The following is an 18,986-nucleotide window of genomic DNA, read 5'->3' as shown; positions in this document are numbered from 1 at the left end:
CCCAAAAATGGCAGATTGGAATAGATTTAGGGAGAAAATAGGGTCTTGGTTTTTTTGGCACAAAACCTCGGTAATGGAAAAGCAGCTTTTCAACTCCATGCTCTTCATCATTGCCGTATACCTAATAGCCATGGGTCTGTTGAACATTTTTCTAGGGCAGCAGCTGCTTACAATTATTTCATTTGCCACGCTTCTTCCACTTGGAGGCATTTTTCACCTTGTACGTATCAAAAATCAATTTACCCTTTCCCTTTATCTTTTTGGTGGCCTCAGCTATCCGCTTATTGCCATTAACTTCTTCCTTAACGACGGTGTGCTGGGCCCCACAGCCTATATATTTTTACTCATCAATGTGGTGATTATAAGTATATCCCCGCGAAAAATGATCGTTGGCTGGGCAACGGTTAATACACTGCTTTTCATCGCGCTGTTTTACATCGGCACCTACCAGCCTGGTTGGATTTACACAACCAATATTTCAAAAGACTACCTTTTTCTGGATCACATCCTGACCTATACAGGTTCCCTGCTCGGAATTACCCTGCTACTTGCTACGATCAAGGAATACTACTACTATCAAAAGGCGGAGGCAGAGGCAAAAAGAAACGAGTTGGCCCTGCTTAACCGAGATCTAAGCGAAATCAATAAGCAAAAAGACAAAATCATCGCCATCATTGTACATGACATCAAAAACCCCCTAAACTCGATACTCCAAACCCTTGAATTGATCAATCAGGACGGGGATCTTTCCCCAGAGGATCTGAACTTCATCCACTCCGAGTTACTTAAAAACACCAAACGTACCTACGACATGATGGAGAACATACTCGAATGGTCTTCTTTTGAACTTAACCAAACCCGAAACCGAATCAAAAGTACCGATCTTAAGGGATTGTTTAAGGATACATTGGATATTATGACGGCCATTGCCAAGCAAAAGCAAGTAACGCTGCTGGTAGAATTTGCCAAAAACCCAATCGTAAACGGAGAAACCGACCGTATCCTATTGATCGTCCGCAATCTCATTCAAAATGCAATCAAGTTCACGCACTCCGGCGGAATTATTCGCTTCGAAGTATCCGGAGAGGATCGTGAGGTGGTGATTTCGGTGGAGGACAATGGAATCGGTATATCGGAAGAAAAAATCAAAGATCTGTTCCGGCTGGAAATTAAGCCAACCTACGGAACGGCCAACGAAAAAGGCACGGGAATGGGTCTTCATATTTGCCACCAAAATGCCGTTAAATTGGGAGGTTCCATTGAGGTAAGGAGCAAGGAAGGAATGGGCAGCGTTTTTACCTTGCGATTCCCAAGCGTTCTATCCGTGGAAAAGCCCGCTGTCAGCCTTTAACCTTCTTTTTTTGGGATATGTCGCCCATGATATAGGAAGCATGGACAATCGTGTTCTCAATAAAGAATTCCCTGGTATTCAACCCTCCACATACAACGCCTGCTAAATACAGGCCGGTCACATTTGATTCCTGACTTTGACTATCGTAGCAGGGTTTTTTATGTTCATCCAGACTGAGCTTTACGCCAAGCTGATCCAGCAGCGCAAAATTTGGCCTATATCCGGTCATCGCAAGGACAAAATCGTTTGGAAGGCGAACACTTCCATCGGGAGTATCAATCCAAACATGGTCAGCTTCTATGGAGTCAATTTTCGAATTGAAATAGGCCTTAATGGAGCCCTCTTTGATACGATTTTCAATATCAGGAAGCACCCAGTATTTTACCGTTCGGTCAATGGTCGGTTTCATTACTACCATGGTTACCTCGGCACCTTTGCGCCAAGTTTCAAGGGCCACATCCACCGCAGAGTTTCCACCACCCACCACAATGACCTTTTGACCTATATAAGGCCAAGGCTCCTTGTAATAATGGGATACCTTCGGTAAATTCTCCCCAGGTACATTCATTGAATTGGGCAAATCGTAGAAACCCGTGGCCATTACCAACCGGTCGGCAAGGTACGACGCCTTATTGGTCTGAACTTCAAATTCACCGGCAGGGTTCTTTTTAAGCTGTGTAGCCTCTTCATACAAATGAATCTTCAGCCCATAGTGTTTTACGATTCGCCGGTAATACTCCAAAGCTTCGGTGCGAGTCGGCTTATTGGCAATCGACATGAAGGGGATACCTGCCATTTCCAGTTTCTCGGAGGTCGAAAAAAAGGTCATGTTGGAGGGATAGTGAAAAATCGAATTGGTCAATACGCCCTTTTCAATGATCAGGTAGTTCAGGCCTGCTTTACCGGCTTCCACGCCACAGGCGATACCAATGGGGCCTCCTCCAATGATCAAGACATCTAATTTATTCATCTTCAGCAATTATGACACGTTCAACTCACCAAGGCCGGCTCCATCTGAAAGGAAACCCGGTTCTTCTCCAATTCCGGAATATACCTTTGCTCCATTATCTCAACTTCTCCGCTATGCTTCCACAATAAAGCTGTGGTATTAACGGTTCCATAATAATCCTCGACACGGATAAATTGTGCTGAAACGGATCTTTCCAACTGTCTATCAAGTCCAGTCGACGGAAGCATTGCTTCTGGGGCATAGTCCCTCGACTGCAATAACCCTCCCAATGCATCTAACCCTACAAATTCCGCAGATATCAGTCCCTCTAAGCTTTTTTTTGCACTTTGTACTTTTGCCCAAGGCGTGTCAAGAAGGGCGTTGCTCAGGCCATGTACCCCGGGCGTGACTTGGATTGCCTCCGATTGATAGTTGGAGATATACCACATTTCCGTCCCCTCCACCACTAGCAAACTAAACCCATTGTACTGATGCTTTTCTGTTTGAAGCAAATCCAGATAGCCAGATATCGTCAAAGGACTGCTTATGAAACCGGGTATCAAATCCCCCCTGCTTCTCTTACCTTCCTCTTCGTTCGGGATATCCCTATAATTGGTGAGGGCGGCAAACCTCCCATTTGGGTGAATTCCAAGCCAAGTCCCCCCGGCCTTCCTGTCCCTACCAGCGTACAAACCCGACTCCCAACGGTGCAGGGAGTCTGTTGGGCGATCGAAATACTCATCCCTATTGGCCACCAGCACCAACCTATAAACGGGGTGCTCCACCCAGTTAAACGTAATCAGACACATTGGATCCTCCTTCTACATTCCCCAAATTACAACCCACTAAAAACACCATCATCCAAAAAGATGTTCAAACACGTACACCACAAATAAAATACCTCCCCGTGTCCGCTGTAATCAAGCCCTCCCATTCGACCGGTTCTGCACGTAGGAAGACAGCGCCTCCTTCCGATAATTGGTTGGCGAGAAAGCGCTGCCTCGAGGGATAAGGCCCCTATTCCGAGATCATTTCAGCCGCTACAATGGTCATCGCCACCGATTCATCCGAATTTAAAGGAGATACCACCAAGTGCACCGGCTGCTTTGTAGATCCAGCTTGGGATCCGATTGGCAAACTAACCATACCCGAATAGCGCCCCTGGGCTTCCTTCAAATCAGGCCCTCGTACCACCTTTGATGCAATGACCTCGCCCGCTATGGTACCTCGCCTTAACTCTACCTTGTACCCAAACTCCATGGGGGTCTGACTGCCCAGCTGCAAATCCAATGACCGTACGCCTACCAAGTCTATCGTGCCTAATGAAACGGAACTCTCCAAGTCGGTGTCAGCAAGAAGCATGGTACGGCCTCTCATTTCAAAAGTCCTGAAATTATCTACTGCCATTTGCCCAAAATCGAACTGCGGGCTTCTAAGATAGATTGACCCTCCACCGGTAAGTGGCTTAATATTCTGCCCCCCTTTATCTGTAAAGGTAGCGGTGATACGCAATGTTCCAAAATCGGAAACAGGCTTTCCGAGGGTTGGATCCAACGAACCGGAGGCAGGCAAGGAAGCCTGTCTGCTGGATCCATTTACCAACGACATAATGTAGGCGATTATCTTCTTGGCATCGCCTTCTTTCACGTCCGGATTGGCCGGCATCATGGTCTCGCCCCAAATACCCGAACCACCTTTCATTATCTTATTGATGAGATGAGCCTCTGCGGATGGGTTGTTGCGGTACTTTCTGGCGACATCCAAGTAGGCCGGGCCAATCGAGGCTTCATCCTCTTTATGGCAGGTCTTGCAGGTAAGCGACTCCATTAAACTCTTACCCGCCATTGCTTCGGTCATCACTTGATGCCCCATAGAGGCCTCTGCTTGGTCAAACCCTTCGATGTAATCCGCCACCACATAGAGGGTCGACAGGTCATTCGCCGCACCGGGATCATCGGGGTCAACGACCTTCACCTCATAATTTACCTTTTTACCGGGAAAATAAAACGAACTATTGCCACTGACTTCTATACTCACATGTGGGGCAATATTACCGGCATAAACATCCACCGCCTGCGACACGGCGGTCAGTCCCCCAGTATCAGTAACCCTAAGCCTGATCGAATGATCCCCTACCTGGGTAAAGGTGTGGGTCAAACTCGGCTCTTTGGTCTCTACCAGCTCTCCATTGCCCAAGTCCCATTCAAAACGCAACTTGTCGTTTTCCGGATCACGGACCTGAGCTTTTACCGTAACCTCAAACGGAAGCGCACCGGAGGTATTATCTACCGAAATGGATGTAATAACAGGTGCACGGTTTCCTGGATTATAATCAATACGGGAAAGGGCAGCATCTGGATTTTTGGAGAACCATCCGTTGCCATATTCCAAGTAGTACAGTTTTCCATCAGGACCCAACTCCATATCAATCAAAGCATTGTTTCGGGTACTTTGCATAAAAGGCTCCATCTTCTCGTAATCACCATTCTCATCCATGGTCACCAGCTTTACCCAGCCCCGAATCCATTCGTAGATGAATAGCTTACCGTCAAAGTAGTCAGGCAATCCGCCACCATTGGGATACATATCTGAATAATATACGGGGCCTGCCATGGCATTTCTTCCGCCGGTACCTACTTGGGGAAATTCGGCAGACTCCACATAGGGATACCAGATAAATGCCGGTTGCGCCGGCGGCAATTCCCTGAGTCCAGTGTTGTTTCTGGACAAATTAACGGGCTTTTTCGGATCAAAGGTGATACCTGACTCACCGGTATCAAAATTATAGGTTGTGTAAGGGTAATTGTCTCCCACAAAAAACGGCCAACCGAAGTTACCGGCCTTTTTCGCCTGATTCACTTCGTCGTATCCCATCGGGCCCCGTATACCCAGACTATCTGCCCGTGCATCCGGTCCGACCTCACCCCAATAAAGGAAACCTGATTTTTGGTCTACGCTAATCCGGTACGGGTTACGGTTGCCCTGCACATAGATTTCCGGCCTTGCCCCCTCCGTGCCTTTAGGGTATAGATTGCCGTCAGGAATATCATAACTGCCGTCTTCGTTTACTCTAATGCGGAGAATTTTTCCCCTTAGGTCGTTGGTGTTACCAGATGAACGTGCCGCATCGTATTGCTCCCTGCCAGGACGGTCGTCCAAAGGAGCATAACCTCTGAGCGTAAACCTTGAATTTGCCTGGTTGAAGGGAGTCGCATTGTCTCCAGCGGAAACATACAGCAGGCCGTCCTTGTCAAAAGCAATGGAACCGCCGGTATGACAACAAATATCCCGCTGGGAATAAAACTGGAGAATTACCTGCTCAGAGGCCAACTCCAGCTGATCATTTTCAAATTTGAAACGGGAAAGTCGGTTAACCCATTCCCCTGTTGGACTGTAAAAAAGATACACCCATCGATTGGTAGCAAAATTTGGATCTACCTGCAGCCCCAGCAGACCCTCCTCCGCATTAACACCGCGTACGTCTGTCCGCCAGTACACATCCAACAAACCCACCTGCTTTACAGTGGAATCTTCCTGTTTGTACAGTAACACCTCTCCCCTTCGCTGCGCCACCAAAATATCAAGATTGGGCAAAATAGCCATCTCAACCGGTTCAGTGAACACGCCCGAGGCTAGGGTTGTCTTTTGAAAACGGTCCTCTTCGGGTACCCGTTTGCTGGTTGCTTTGGAATAATCCCGCTTACCGGTTTTGCCCATGGCGTAGTTGATGCCTTCCAAAATATGCTTAAGAAAAAGCTCTTCGGTAAACGATTCGGAGGTATGTCCTCCGCCCGTATAGAAAGCGCGTCCTCCATCGTACTCATGGTACCAGGCTATGGGGTGATATCCCGTTCGGGCACCTCCCTGGTAGCTGTCTTCATCCAACGTGATGAGCACGTTTACGGCCTCGTTGAAATTTTTATAGGTATACCATTCATCCTTACGGCCCCACCTTTCGGGCAGAAAAACGGTGGAAGGATGACTTCTGTCCACCACATCCAACATACCATCCTGCACGTTAGGGTGTGGATCATTGATTCCCGGGTGATCCAAGAAATTGCCACCCACCATTTTGGCGTACCAGGGCCAGTCGTACTCGGTATCCGCAGCAGCGTGGATTCCCACAAAGCCTCCACCAGCCTGAATATATCGTTCAAAATCGGCCTGTTGGTAGTGGTCCAACACGTCGCCGGTGGTACTAAGAAACACAACTGCGTCATACTGCTTCAATATTTCTTCCGTAAACATCGATGCATCCTTTGTGGTATCTACCTGAAAGCCATTTTCCGCTCCCAGACGCTGTAGGGCAGCGATCCCATCCGGGATGGAGGTGTGGTAATACCCAGCTGTTTTACTAAATACCAATATTTTTGGTTTGCCTGAACGCCCTGAACAAGCGACCACAAAGGCAGCCAGCACAAGCATCAGCAATAGGCCGATAGGTTTTCTAATGCGATTCATTATGGATTACTATTTGTTTTTTTAATTCTCGATCAACAAAAAAGCACTGCGCTTGCCGTGGGTCACTGTCAATAGGTTGCCCTGCCTCCCGAAAGATCAAACACAAAGGCGGTATTAAAACTTGCTTCCTCCGAAACTATCCAAGTAGCCAATGAGGCCGTCTCTTCCACCGTACCCAACCGTTGCATGGGGATTTTTGACGCCATATATTCGAGCTGTTCTGGTGCTGTATCGGCATTCATGGGCGTCCTGATCACCGCCGGTGCTATGGCGTTGACCGTGATACCGGTAGTCGCTAGTTCCTTGCCCAAGCTCTTTACCAGTCCGATCACACCTGCCTTTGTAGCTGAGTACCCTACCATAAACGGATTGCCTTCTTTCCCTGCGATGGAGGCGATAAGGAGTATTCGCCCATAATTTTGATTTTCCATATAAGGAACTGCGTACTTGCAGACCAAAAAAGAGCCACGCAGGTTCACCCGGTAGATTTGATCGAAGGCCTCGGCGGAGTAATCCGTGATCTTGGTTTGGGTAGGCCCTACAATACCGGCTGCATGCACCAATATATCTATCTTCCCAAAATGGGCTACCGCATCGGAAAAAGCATTTTCTACCTGCTCTTCGTCCGCTACGTCCACCACCTGAATCAAGACCTCTGTCCCACGTTCCCCTAATTCGGTGGCCCTCTGCTTTAACAGGCTTTCTTTGATATCCCAAAGGACTACCTTGCCTCCCTCCCTCGCAATTCGCTCGGCGATGCCCCTGCCGATACCATCAGCGGCACCCGTGACCACAGCCACCTGATTGTCAAATCGAATACTTGTCATTTTGGATTTTATAAAACTAGCCCCCTAAGCTAATACATGAACCTCAGGATTCCATAAGAGGTTTGCGTTTTTTACATAAGTGATGTTTTCGCCACCATGTAAATGGTCAATACCCCTATTGTGGAAAAACGACTATGCATCATTGCAAAATATTTGTTAAACTTACACGCTGACTAACGTTCACTTCCCATTTACCCAAAAAACCAAACCCCATGAACCAAATCGCCTTTACCATGAAGCTACTCCCGGGATTTGAAAAGGAGTACGAAAAGCGACACGATGAGATATGGCCGGAACTGCAGGCACTTCTAAAAGCCTCCGGAATAAGTGACTACCACATATTTCTTGACAGATCATCCAATACCCTATTTGCCTTTCAGCAGACCTCAGGAACATCCTCTTCCCAAGACCTCGGAGAGACAGAACTGGTAAAAAAATGGTGGGCCTATATGGCGGATATCATGGAGACCAACCCTGATAATTCGCCGGTTACCAATCCATTAACCAAGGTATTTACCCTCAAATAATAGTAATAGACGAAATCAATAACCCCCAGCCTATTGAAAAAAACAGCTACTTCTGATACATTCACTCATCTTCTCGTTGGCTTTCTGCTTATCCTCACTGTAATGCCTGCGCTAGGTCAGGTCATTGCCAAAAAGGGTACCGAAAGCGATCTATGGCCAGCCCAAACCCAAACAAGCAAACCCTGGAGCAGATGGTGGTGGATGGGAAATGCCGTGGATAGGGGAAACATTAGTTACCTTATGAAAGCCTACGCAGAGGCAGGTCTCGGTGGTTTGGAGGTAGCACCAATCTATGGTGCAAAGGGTTTTGAGGAGCATTTCATCGAATACCTGAGCCCTGAATGGCTTGATATGTTGCACCATACCATTTCGGAAGCGACTTCCCATCAAATGGGAATTGACCTGACCCAAGGCACCGGATGGCCTTTTGGAGGCCCGTGGGTCTCACCCGAAATGGCCGCACAACGAATGCACCTTCAGGAATACACGTGGGAGAATAGCCGCCTCGATCGTCCGATTGGACTGGAAGGGCGCAGGATGGAAGGCTTGGCTTACGAAATTGAGCATGTGATGGCCTTTCCTGAAGAGGGAGGCCCTGTAGAAATCACCCATACACTCCAGGCAGATGGTAGCTTGCGGTGGAACGAACCCAATAATCACAGCCTCTGGGTTATATTTAGGGTACAGACCGGGCAACAGGTAAAACGGGCCGCTCCGGGGGGTCAAGGATTTACGTTGGACCATTTCTCGAAAACCTCCGTAAAGGCCTATCTCGACCATTTCGGCAAGGCATTTGCAGAAAAGACTCCCTTAATCCGGGCTTTTTACAACGACAGTTTTGAGGTCTACGGTGCTGACTTTACGGCTGGCTTTTTTGACTATTTCGAGCGGAAACGTGGCTATGACCTAAAACGCCACCTGCCAGAACTGCTTTCGAAAAATCCCTCCGATCGAAGTATCCGTCTGAAGTCCGACTACAGAGAAACCATCAGCGATATGTTGTTGGAAAATTTCACCCAACAGTGGACTGAATGGGCCCACGACCGCGGTAAGAAAACGAAAAATCAGGCCCATGGATCTCCGGGGAATCTGCTGGACCTTTATGCGAGCGTTGATATTCCTGAGGGCGAAACGTTTGGCTCCAGCTTCTTTCCCATCCCCGGACTGAGAAGAGACAGCGCGGACGTGCGAAACGTAGACCCGGATCCCATCATGTTAAAGTTTGCCTCCTCTGCGGCGCACCTGTCCGGCAACCCCCTTGTTTCCTCAGAAACCTTCACCTGGCTGGGCGAACACTTCAAGTCTTCCTTCTCGCAGGCCAAGCCGGAACTCGAACAAGCCTTTCTGGCCGGAATAAACCACATGTTCTATCACGGCGTCACCTATTCACCAAAAGAAGTGGACTTCCCGGGATGGTTATTTTACGCATCGTTGAACCTGACTACCCACAACAGTCTGTGGGCACATTTTAGAGGTTTCAACGATTTTGTTACTCGCAGCCAATCGGTATTACAGTATGGAACCCCCTCACAGGAAATCCTAATGTATTGGCCTATCTATGATGTCTGGGCAGATCCGCAGGGACTCTCCAAGATGATCACCGTACACAACATCGACGAATGGCTACACCCCACCGCATTTTACAAAGAGTCCAAATCACTCATGGAAAAGGGCTACTCGGTAGATTTTGTCTCAGATGCCCTACTTCAAACGGTTTCGCCCCTGGAGGGGCGGCTCATCAGCAATGGAGGGAGCATGGCCGATGTGATCTGTGTCCCAAAGCTAGCCCATATGCAACCCGAGACCCTAAACCGGCTGGTTGAGCTGGCATCCTTAGGTGGCAGGGTCATCTTTCAGGAAAAGCCTTCAGATGTTCCTGGTTTTTATCGGTACGAAGAGCGGAAAGCCGATCTGGAAGAAAGCTGGGCAATGCTTAATTTCAGGCATGATGCCCCGGGTGTGGTTGTCGCAAAGGTTGGGGAAGGGCTTATTTTGCAGAGCAGTGATTTCCAAGCTGCTTTAGACCTGTTGGGAGTGCAGCGGGAACTACTATCCGATACGGGACTGAAGTTTATCAAGCGCATTGCCGATCAGGAAGCCTACTATTACTTGGTAAACCATTCCGCAAACAACATAGACGGTTGGATTCCCTTAAATCACCGAGGAGCAGAGGCAATACTGCTGGATCCCCAACATGGACATTCTGGCAAAGCCGCCACCCGCCTCGTTGACGATCAGTGGCAGGTACGGGTACAAATTGCCCCCGGCGAGTCCATGATCGTAAAAACCGTACCGGATAAAATCCCTGATGTTAAAAGATGGCGTTACCGCGATGAACAGGTCGCATCGGTTCCCGTTTCCGGGCCTTGGATGGTGTCCTTTGTTTCCGGTGGCCCAACCCTGCCAGATAATCAAAAAATTGACTCGCTGCTACCCTGGACTGAATTCGGCGATGAGCGGAACCGTCAGTTTTCGGGCTTGGGTGTATACGAAACGTCTTTTAACCTTGGGGATATTTCCGAACAAGTTTACAGGCTACACCTCGGCAGTTTATTTGAAGGCGCAAAGGTTTGGGTAAACGGTGTGGAAGTAGGCTATGTGTATGGCCTCCCCTTCACCATTGATATCAGCCACTATGTCAAGTCCGGTACCAACAGCTTGAAAATAGAAGTAGCCAATCTGATGGCCAATCGCATCCGGTATATGGATCAGCAGGGACAAAGTTGGCGTAACTACCACGAGATTAATTTTGTAAACATCGATTACAAACCCTTTGATGCGTCGAATTGGCAAGTGATGCCATCGGGACTTGGTGGGCCGGTGCATTTGGAAATATTCCGCTGAAAAACAAAATACAGACACCTGAAAAATTTTGCGCTGGATTTATTCGGAAATACCCTGTTTCGTTGATAAATTACAGCAGTTCACTTAAACCCAATTAACTCACCAAAATAACCTAGTCATGTTAGCAACCAAGACTCTGATCCGGCTGGACGGAAACTCCAGAATACCCAAATACCTTCAAATCGCCCATTCAATCATCGAAGATATCGAAACCCAGCAACTTGCCGTCGGGGATAAAATTCCCTCCATCAATGAGATCAGCGAGGAGTACTACCTTTCCCGAGACACCGTGGAAAAGGCCTACAACCAGCTGAAAGAGAAAAAGATAATCGTTTCGGTAAAAGGAAAGGGGTATTATGTAGCCCGAAATATCTCAAACAAAAAAGAAAAAGTCTTATTCCTTATGAATAAGCTGAGCAACTATAAGTTGCGCATTTACAATTCCTTTATTGACAGCATGGGATCCTCCGCACAGGTGGATCTGCATATCTATCATTGTGATCCAAAAATTCTATTGACTGTCTTGGAGGAGAATATGGGCGTCTACGACCACTTGGTGGTCATGCCCCATTTCAAAGATGGCAACAGGAGCCACTATAATGTCGACGCCAAGGTCATGGATGTGCTCAAGAAATATCCACCGGAAAAGCTCCTGATCATGGACAATTATCTAGCGGAATTCGATGGGCAGGCCGCATCTATCTACCAAGATTTCAAACGGGACATTTACAATGCCCTTTGCGAAGGAATCTTTCAATTACAGAATTACCAAAAGCTGATTTTGGTATATCCCCATACTACAGTATACCCCTATCCCAAGGAGATCAAACAGGGCTTTAAGAAATTCTGCAAAGATTTCGAATTTGACCACGAAATCCTGGAGACCGTGTATACCGATATGGAATTAAAGCCTGGCGATGTTTACATAGTCATCGAGGAAAACGATCTGGTCAATTTGGTGAAGCAGGTGAGGGAGCAAGATTTCGTACTGGGCACCGATATCGGCATTATTTCCTACAATGACACACCCCTCAAAGAATTGCTTGGTATCACCGTAGTATCCACCGATTTCCGCCTGATGGGTGAAACGGCTGCCTACATGATCAGAAAGCAAAAGAAGGAATCTGTGAAAAATGTGTTTAACTTTATAAACCGGGGTTCAGTCTGATTAAACGCTACAAAATCCCTATCTATCCTGATTTTACAAGCACAGCAGTTGTGTTTGCACGAAAGCCATAACCAAACGTTCATGTGGAGTAAAAAGTCGCTAGTCCAACAGCTCAATGCAGTCAACGAATATGAGCAAGAGCCGATACCGCAAAATAAACTAAAGGGTTGGAAGAGTTTTTTGGGAACCTATGCCGGTGAACATACCGCGGGCACGGAGTTTGTCATAGGCCCGTTGTTTGTGGCCCATGGGGCCAGTGCGGTGGACTTGGTAAGCGGTTTGATTATCGGCAATATCCTCGCCGTCCTGAGTTGGGCGTTTTACACTGGCAAAATAGCCGTAAAAACGAGGGTTACTTTATACTACCAGTTGGAAAAAATAGCCGGGCATCGGTTTACTACCCTATACAACTTGGTCAATGCGGGTCTTTTCTGTTTCTTGGCCGGGGCCATGATAGCTGTATCTGCCACCGCTGTCGGCATTCCCTTTAACCTGCCCATGCCCCAACTGACCGATGTGTATCCCAATAGTGTGGGGTGGGTACTTACGGTATTTGCGATCGGAACCATCACCACCGTGGTGGCCATGTTTGGGTTTGACCTTGTCTCCAAATTCGCGAATGTTGCGGCTCCGTGGATGATCATGGTATTTATCGCCTCTGCGATCGCTGTTTTACCGCGCCTTGGAGTAACACAGCTCAGCGATTTCTGGCCGGTTGCCCAGGAAACCATATGGACGGGAATTCCGCTCGAAGGCCAGAGTAAATTTACTTTTTGGCACGTTATGTTCTTTGCTTGGTTTTGCAATATGGCCATGCATATCGGATTGGCAGATATGTCTATTCTGAGGTACGCCAAAAAATGGCAGTATGGCTTCGCCTCCTCCACCGGTGTCTTCTTGGGACACTTCATTGCTTGGATCGCTTCCGGCATCCTATATTCGCTTTTTCTGCTGGAGTCTCAAAACAGCCTTACCTTCGCTCCCGGACCGATCGCCTACAGTGCGGTGGGCATCGCAGGAGCCATCTGTGTTATTATCGCCGGCTGGACAACGGCCAATCCCACCTTGTATCGGGCCGGATTGGCCATTCAATCCATTAACCCCAAATGGAAGACTTGGAAGGTAACGCTGTTTGTTGGATTCGTGACGACCCTAGCTGCTTGCTTTCCGGCTTTGGTGATGATGCTGCTTGAATTTGTGGCCTTATATGGTCTGATCCTGATGCCGTTGGGTGCAGTGATATTCATTGACATTTATGTACTCGAAAAGATGGGACTTCAGCCAAATTATGCCTCCTTTACCGGATCCAATCTGAATTGGTCTGCCGCACTTACCTGGGCCATCACCCTCGTCTTTTGTCTGGGACTGAATCTCTTCGTAGGTGTCGAGATTTTCTTCTTGGGATTACCGGGCTGGTTTGTAGCCGTAGCGGTCTATATCATTGCTAGTAAAATCAACCAAAAGAAACCGATACCGGTAAGTGCTTGAGAATCGGGGCAGGTTAACTGATCATATCAAAAAATTATGGACACATGAAAACCCTTATAAAAATCGCCTCCTTTGTCGGATTGGGAATGTCGATTGTCCCCGCCATCCTAGTTTTTCAGGGAACGATCACACCTGAAAGCTGTAAATCCCTGATGGCCATAGGGACCCTACTTTGGTTCACCACGGCTCCCTCCTGGATGAATAAATAATTCGGATTGACGGGTGCCTTTCTACTTTTCCAGAGTTAGCCCGTCATCGTTTCACCCTATTTGCCGGGCGCAACAACTTGAACTACAACGCCCGACGGAGCCTTAATCTCAGAAGAAATCGACCCATCCGATTTCCTTTCATGGCGGATATGAACCACTCCCTTCGACGTCGGGTAGGTGCCCTCTACCCAGTCCAGATCAGCGAGGTTTGGCTGAATTCGAAGCACCGTTGCTCCCGGTTCCACCACCTCGACCCCCAGCACATGCCTACTCATCCACGCCGTGGGACCGGAAGCCCAGCCATGGCTTAGGTTATGTCTGAGTTTTTCGTAGCTATAACCGCCATAACTGGCATGCACATCAACTTTTCCATCTGGGACAAAATCATCAATCCGGGCCGCATTCTCCATCCATTCGATGTTAAAGTCCTCCCAAAAGGTGGTCGCACCCAAGTCGATCATCGCTCCCCAATATTCCCTAATGTTGTCAATTGCTCCCTGAAAGTCCCCAGCCTTGGCCTTGGCTTCGAGCATATAGTAGCCATAAAACGTAGAGAAATCCTTTACCCCACCCACGGCCACCACTTCTTGGTTGGCCTTTTGGGCATCGATCAACCCTACCAGTGCCATCAGTGAGGCGGCCTGCTTGGAGTCTCCATGCGTTGGCACATAGCTCCTGAGCGATGAGGCCATTGATTTCGCTTGGCTTTCCTTGCGTGGATCTTGTAAAATGCCGTATAGGTCAGCCGCTGCATCAAAGGCCCAGATTAGCATCGCCTGCAAACCCGCATGGATGGCCTCTGGGTTTTCGCTTGATGGCCAGTCCAGGAAACGAGTACCATCCAACTTCTCCTTATTGCCCTCCACCCTGCTGACCATGAGCTCGGTAAGTTGGTCCAAATAGCTTTTTTGCGCTTTTAGATAATCCAAATCACCGTGTTGCCTATACCAATCCCGGTGAATGATTACCCACCACATGGAATAGGTACTGATCCCATTCATCCATTCCGGCATGGGAGTTATATCCCGCACCAGATCAAGACTAGCCGGCACCACATCGTTGAATCCAAAAACGGCATTGATCGTGGATACCTCCGGATGCATATCGCCAATCCAAACCAATCGATCCCGCTTGATGCCATCCCACAGATATTCCTGCATGTTTAGATGCACGGTATAGGCTCCCATATCCCAGATATGATTCAACCGCTCGTCACTGCTCTTAAAACTGCCCAAATAGGGAATGTCTCGATAGGAAAAAACCGCATTCACCTCCTTTAAAATCAATTCCCTGTCTTCGTCGATGAGATCGATCCGTAAAAAACGAAACCCCGAATTGCCTACCTCAATGGCACCCAGCCAAGGCAGTGGCAGGATAAAATCCCGCATCGCATGGTCATTGGTGGCACCTCCAATTGTATCTATTTCGGACATGGATTCGGAGACAGACTCACCAAATCGAACCCTGACTCGAACAGGCTCTTTGTTACCTGTCATACCTGTCACAAACTGCACACCTCCGTGAAGGGTGATGCCAAAATCCAGTAAGATAGATGGCTTCACCGATGAGGAACTTCGTAGAATGCAAAAATCCTGCTGCGACGCCAAAACCGCCTGCCCCCTGTTCGGGCCTGTGAGATACGATGGGTTACTTATAAACTGCTCATCTGCGATGGATTGCCAATGTACGCGGATTGGGGATACATATTTTCGTACCCGGGGATCGTGCCTCACCTGCATCCCATCCACCTGCTGAAACGCAGGCGGTAACTGGGCAAAAAGATCTATTTGACCCATAAGACCAATAAAAAGCACACCGACCACCACCAAAAGACGAATCGCGCGTGAACCACAAATTATATACATAGATTTGAAATGTTTTTGATGACAAGAAGCCGTTTTCTCCTTCGGGAGCGTTAGGTCAACTCCAATCAGTTTATTATCAGCGAAATACCTATCAGAGCTATTCCAGATTTTCAACCAATTCCGGACAGATTTAAACCGATCAGTAAGTTACATAAGATCATCCAAAAAAGAAGCAAGCTTGCAAAGACTCGTTAAAAAACCCTCAATCAATTACGCCGAAAAGCCGGAGCTCCTCATCGATTAGGATATTCCAGCGCTCCTGCGCCGGTCTGTTCATACCGTGGGCGGTTTCCCGGTCGTATTGCTCTTGCAATCGGTTCATTTCCCGATAACTTTCCAAAAATTCAAAGGAAACAACCCGATCAAAATTATGGGGCATTAAATCCATGTTCCGTAACCTTGCCTTCAGACGTTCGGTTATGATTTGGGCAATATCGAAATGCCTCTGCTCGTGGTTTAGCCCATACTCATTGTTTCCTGGCCTAACCCAGGATGAGCTTTTCAACATGTAGGTCTTGAATACCAAATCTATCTGAACCTCTCCATTCACCAACTTGGTATCGCCCTCATACGCTATGCTGGCAAAAATGGAAGCGGCAAAGTTTCCCATTCGGGGTCTTCCGGTAAAGTCATTCCAAGTAAGCGGTCTTTTGGGATCATAAAATACCGTGTCGTCCCGATTGTCCACTCGATAATCCCGGATGGCTACACTAACCCGATCAGCCAATTTTTCATTGGTCCCCGCTTCCCTTTCTACCCAATCGTGAAAATAGGTGAGGGCATTTACCAAAGATTTTCGGAAGATGGGCTCAATTACCGCTAATTGACCTACACGACGCTTGTAAGACATACCCCCTTGAAAATCCAACAAGTGTACCGGATCACCCGTACGATGAAGAAAGTATCCGAAATCTAAGTACACATCTCCCTCGACCACGCCCCTGCTAGGATCGACCAACCTCTCAACGATTTTGCAATCCCTTACCTGAATCTGTATAGACCTTAAGGATGGCCTTCGAGGTACTGCCCCAAAAACAAACGCTTCGAGCGCAGGCATGGTACCGCCCCTGAGATCTACGATGTCCAGATTCCCCCTCGTATTGGATGAGGACACCAAAAAGGCAACCGGCGACCGGTCGGTACGTTTGTCGACCAATTTGGCAAAATGGTATTGGGTAGGAACAACATCCATGGGCAAAACCCGCAGATCAAGGGAATTGATCCCTGTTTGAGCATAGGAAAATACGTTGAAGAGAAAAAAACAAAACAGTGCGGGAAAAACCCGCCGGAAGGGATTTTCCCATTCAAACCATGGATCGGCCAGTTTAAATGTCCGTTTCAACAAAAACTTGAGGATTAAGATCGTAAAACTATAACGAGGGGATAGGCAACATGGTTCTTCCTGTCTCTAGGAGACTCTCATTGGCATAGAAACACCCGCCAACCTCGAAATCCGTACTAAAGCGGCCACTACTCGGGCATCCAAAGGAATCCCATGAATGGACCGATACTCAAAAGCCCGATGCTCCGGATCTCCTGGCACCAACACTTCCACCGCTCCCGGTAAAGGCAGAGTGCCTCGCATCTCCCGAATCCATGCATCCACCGACTCCTTGAATACATCCGGATCCTGAAACCCGGAAATATCCCAAGCGCCGAAAAAGTGCCCAATCCCTTTGCCTACTTGCCGATTCTCCGCCTGACCTGTCTTTATGGCAAAGGGCACTGCAAACGGACCCCAATTGGCACCACTCAATACCGCTGACAGTACATCCACCATCGCAGCAAGGCAGTACCCCTTGTGGCCACTCCCATTTTCATCGCTGCCCAAAGGCAACAACGCACCACCATTTATCATAGCCAACGGATCCACTGTGGCCGTACCGTTGGCATCGATGCACCAACCCATTGGCACATTTTTACCCTGTCTATCAGCGATTTCTACCTTCCCATAAGCGACCGTACTACTCGCCATGTCAATGATGAGCGGCAGCTCTTCCTTCCCGGGAAAAGCTACGGCCAAGGGATTGGTCCCCAATTTCTTTTCCCTTCCGTTGAAGGGTACAACGCCTTTGGATGTATTCGTCATGGACAGACCAATGAGCTCCCGCTCCAGTGCTTTTACCGGGTAGTAACCCGCTGCCCCGTAGTGATTGGTGTTGCTCACACTGACCCAACCTGATCCAAACTCCTCAGCTTTCTCCATTGCGACTTGATTGCACTTTGGACCGACCACCAATCCCAGCCCATTGTCCCCATCCATTGTAGCAACAGAGGCCTTACCGCGCTCCAGTCTTATTTTCGGATCCTTATTTATCCTTCCAGCACAAAGTAAGTCATAGTAGGTATCCAAACGAGCTACTCCGTGGGAATCAATCCCATGCTCATCGCTGTAGGCGAGCACATCCGACGCCAGCTCGGCATCGGCTGGTGGTATACCAGCGGATTCAAACACTTCCCGGACAAACCTGCGTAGGTCCAGCGGATTAAAATTACCTTCTTCCATCTTGTCAAAATAAAACAAAAAAGCCCAGTCTCCTCCGACTCGGAAAAGGCTGGGCAAATTAATAGGACATGAAGCCCAGGTCTCTTACGGCAAAGGCTTTATACGAATATCCTTGTAATAAATTACACTGTTTGGGTCATGTGCCTGTAAGGCGATGGTGCCGCTTCCCAATCTCTTTTTGCTCTCTCCGATCTCTCCTCTGTCCGCAGATTCAACAAATTCATTGATCACCTTACCGTTCACTTTTACGGTGATCTTATCCCCCTGCACGATGATGGTTTTGGTATACCATTCACCATCTTCCACAAAGGTTTCACGCACATCTTTGAAGCTGTACACACTGCCCGTTTTTCTCCAGTCTCCATGCGTCTGATTGACCTGGATCTCATACCCTACGTCCGGCCAACCGTCTTCGATGTAGGTTGTGTGGATGAATATTCCTGAGTTGGCCTTTGGCTCCGTTTTGATTTTGGTCTCAAATTCAAAGTTCTTGAAATTATGATCCTTTAGTTTACCGGCATAAAACAGGTGTGCCCTTGGTCCGTCCACTTTTATGACCCCGTCCACTACACTAAACGAAGAAGCATTCACTCCTACTTCCCAACCCTTTAGCGACTTGCCGTCAAAAAGCGTGTACCATCCGTCTTTGCCTTTTTTTTGCGCCTCGGCCGAAAAAACGAGGAAGGCGGCGAGACAAACTAAAATAAATCTTTTCATGTTCTTTTTTGGTTTATTGGCTACAATATTTCCTTAAATGTAAGGGTTTCCGCTAGAGATGTCAAAACAAAACT

Annotated in this window: 14 protein-coding genes; 6 read left to right on the top strand and 8 right to left on the bottom strand. The window is 48.0% G+C overall.

The features are described 5' to 3' along the window. Positions 1-73 precede the first annotated feature (73 nt). Positions 74-1,351, top strand: coding sequence for a sensor histidine kinase (locus ADIS_RS04745; RefSeq protein WP_035804724.1), 1,278 nt, complete (start codon positions 74-76; stop codon positions 1,349-1,351). On the opposite strand, the gene ADIS_RS04740 is transcribed toward ADIS_RS04745, so the two are convergent. The 4 genes from ADIS_RS04740 to ADIS_RS04725 all read right to left on the bottom strand — a co-directional run bounded on the left by ADIS_RS04740 (position 1,341) and on the right by ADIS_RS04725 (position 7,588). Continuing rightward, positions 1,341-2,321 carry a YpdA family putative bacillithiol disulfide reductase gene (locus ADIS_RS04740; RefSeq protein WP_035804697.1) on the bottom strand — a complete coding sequence of 327 codons (981 nt, stop codon included), beginning with the start codon at positions 2,319-2,321 and terminating at the stop codon, positions 1,341-1,343. The genes ADIS_RS04745 and ADIS_RS04740 overlap by 11 nt on opposite strands. Positions 2,322-2,341: 20 nt before the next feature. Further along, complete coding sequence (locus ADIS_RS04735; protein ID WP_010853207.1) at positions 2,342-3,109, bottom strand: NRDE family protein; 768 nt, start codon at positions 3,107-3,109, stop codon at positions 2,342-2,344. Positions 3,110-3,317: 208 nt separating this feature from the next. Then, positions 3,318-6,761 (bottom strand): ThuA domain-containing protein, encoded by a 3,444-nt coding sequence (locus ADIS_RS04730; protein ID WP_010853206.1) that lies wholly within the window; start codon positions 6,759-6,761, stop codon positions 3,318-3,320. 68 nt (positions 6,762-6,829) lie between these two features. Continuing rightward, the gene (locus ADIS_RS04725) at positions 6,830-7,588 is read right to left on the bottom strand and encodes an SDR family NAD(P)-dependent oxidoreductase (RefSeq protein WP_010853205.1); all 759 of its coding nucleotides are present in this window, start codon (positions 7,586-7,588) and stop codon (positions 6,830-6,832) included. A gap of 212 nt (positions 7,589-7,800) precedes the next feature. On the opposite strand from ADIS_RS04725, the gene rhaM reads away from it, so the two are divergent. The 5 genes from rhaM to ADIS_RS23245 all read left to right on the top strand — a co-directional run bounded on the left by rhaM (position 7,801) and on the right by ADIS_RS23245 (position 13,824). Beyond that, a complete protein-coding gene (rhaM, locus tag ADIS_RS04720; RefSeq protein WP_010853204.1) occupies positions 7,801-8,115 on the top strand; it encodes an L-rhamnose mutarotase in 315 nt (104 codons plus the stop codon). Positions 8,116-8,148: 33 nt separating this feature from the next. Next, positions 8,149-10,959 (top strand): glycosyl hydrolase, encoded by a 2,811-nt coding sequence (locus tag ADIS_RS04715; RefSeq protein ID WP_010853203.1) that lies wholly within the window; start codon positions 8,149-8,151, stop codon positions 10,957-10,959. 118 nt (positions 10,960-11,077) lie between these two features. Further along, positions 11,078-12,127, top strand: coding sequence for a GntR family transcriptional regulator (locus ADIS_RS04710; protein WP_010853202.1), 1,050 nt, complete (start codon positions 11,078-11,080; stop codon positions 12,125-12,127). A gap of 81 nt (positions 12,128-12,208) precedes the next feature. Continuing rightward, positions 12,209-13,615, top strand: coding sequence for a purine-cytosine permease family protein (locus ADIS_RS04705; protein WP_010853201.1), 1,407 nt, complete (start codon positions 12,209-12,211; stop codon positions 13,613-13,615). Positions 13,616-13,659: 44 nt separating this feature from the next. Then, complete coding sequence (locus ADIS_RS23245; protein WP_010853200.1) at positions 13,660-13,824, top strand: hypothetical protein; 165 nt, start codon at positions 13,660-13,662, stop codon at positions 13,822-13,824. Between the two features lie 56 nt (positions 13,825-13,880). Here the strand turns inward: ADIS_RS23245 and ADIS_RS04700 are convergent, their stop codons facing one another. From ADIS_RS04700 to ADIS_RS04685, 4 genes are all read right to left on the bottom strand, one after another. Beyond that, a complete protein-coding gene (locus tag ADIS_RS04700) occupies positions 13,881-15,689 on the bottom strand; it encodes an alpha-L-rhamnosidase-related protein (protein ID WP_010853199.1) in 1,809 nt (602 codons plus the stop codon). A gap of 202 nt (positions 15,690-15,891) precedes the next feature. Next, a complete protein-coding gene (locus tag ADIS_RS04695) occupies positions 15,892-17,031 on the bottom strand; it encodes a hypothetical protein (RefSeq protein ID WP_010853198.1) in 1,140 nt (379 codons plus the stop codon). Between the two features lie 66 nt (positions 17,032-17,097). Then, the gene (locus tag ADIS_RS04690; protein ID WP_035804720.1) at positions 17,098-18,195 is read right to left on the bottom strand and encodes an Ldh family oxidoreductase; all 1,098 of its coding nucleotides are present in this window, start codon (positions 18,193-18,195) and stop codon (positions 17,098-17,100) included. A gap of 84 nt (positions 18,196-18,279) precedes the next feature. Then, the gene (locus tag ADIS_RS04685; protein ID WP_010853196.1) at positions 18,280-18,912 is read right to left on the bottom strand and encodes a 3-keto-disaccharide hydrolase; all 633 of its coding nucleotides are present in this window, start codon (positions 18,910-18,912) and stop codon (positions 18,280-18,282) included. Positions 18,913-18,986: the final 74 nt, after the last annotated feature.

Source organism: Lunatimonas lonarensis (assembly GCF_000390185.1).
In the GTDB taxonomy this organism is placed as follows: domain Bacteria; phylum Bacteroidota; class Bacteroidia; order Cytophagales; family Cyclobacteriaceae; genus Lunatimonas; species Lunatimonas lonarensis.
This window is presented reverse-complemented; position numbering and strand designations above follow the sequence as displayed.

What these genes read in the sequence shown, in the direction of transcription:
- rhaM (WP_010853204.1), top strand. Translation starts at nt 7,801, where the DNA reads ATGAACCAAATCGCCTTTACCATGAAGCTACTCCCGGGATTTGAAAAG.
- ADIS_RS23245 (WP_010853200.1), top strand. Translation starts at nt 13,660, where the DNA reads ATGAAAACCCTTATAAAAATCGCCTCCTTTGTCGGATTGGGAATGTCG.
- ADIS_RS04725 (WP_010853205.1), bottom strand. Translation starts at nt 7,588, where the DNA reads ATGACAAGTATTCGATTTGACAATCAGGTGGCTGTGGTCACGGGTGCC.
- ADIS_RS04710 (WP_010853202.1), top strand. Translation starts at nt 11,078, where the DNA reads ATGTTAGCAACCAAGACTCTGATCCGGCTGGACGGAAACTCCAGAATA.
- ADIS_RS04705 (WP_010853201.1), top strand. Translation starts at nt 12,209, where the DNA reads ATGTGGAGTAAAAAGTCGCTAGTCCAACAGCTCAATGCAGTCAACGAA.
- ADIS_RS04745 (WP_035804724.1), top strand. Translation starts at nt 74, where the DNA reads ATGGAAAAGCAGCTTTTCAACTCCATGCTCTTCATCATTGCCGTATAC.
- ADIS_RS04740 (WP_035804697.1), bottom strand. Translation starts at nt 2,321, where the DNA reads ATGAATAAATTAGATGTCTTGATCATTGGAGGAGGCCCCATTGGTATC.
- ADIS_RS04685 (WP_010853196.1), bottom strand. Translation starts at nt 18,912, where the DNA reads ATGAAAAGATTTATTTTAGTTTGTCTCGCCGCCTTCCTCGTTTTTTCG.
- ADIS_RS04735 (WP_010853207.1), bottom strand. Translation starts at nt 3,109, where the DNA reads ATGTGTCTGATTACGTTTAACTGGGTGGAGCACCCCGTTTATAGGTTG.
- ADIS_RS04690 (WP_035804720.1), bottom strand. Translation starts at nt 18,195, where the DNA reads ATGGAAGAAGGTAATTTTAATCCGCTGGACCTACGCAGGTTTGTCCGG.
- ADIS_RS04700 (WP_010853199.1), bottom strand. Translation starts at nt 15,689, where the DNA reads ATGTATATAATTTGTGGTTCACGCGCGATTCGTCTTTTGGTGGTGGTC.
- ADIS_RS04730 (WP_010853206.1), bottom strand. Translation starts at nt 6,761, where the DNA reads ATGAATCGCATTAGAAAACCTATCGGCCTATTGCTGATGCTTGTGCTG.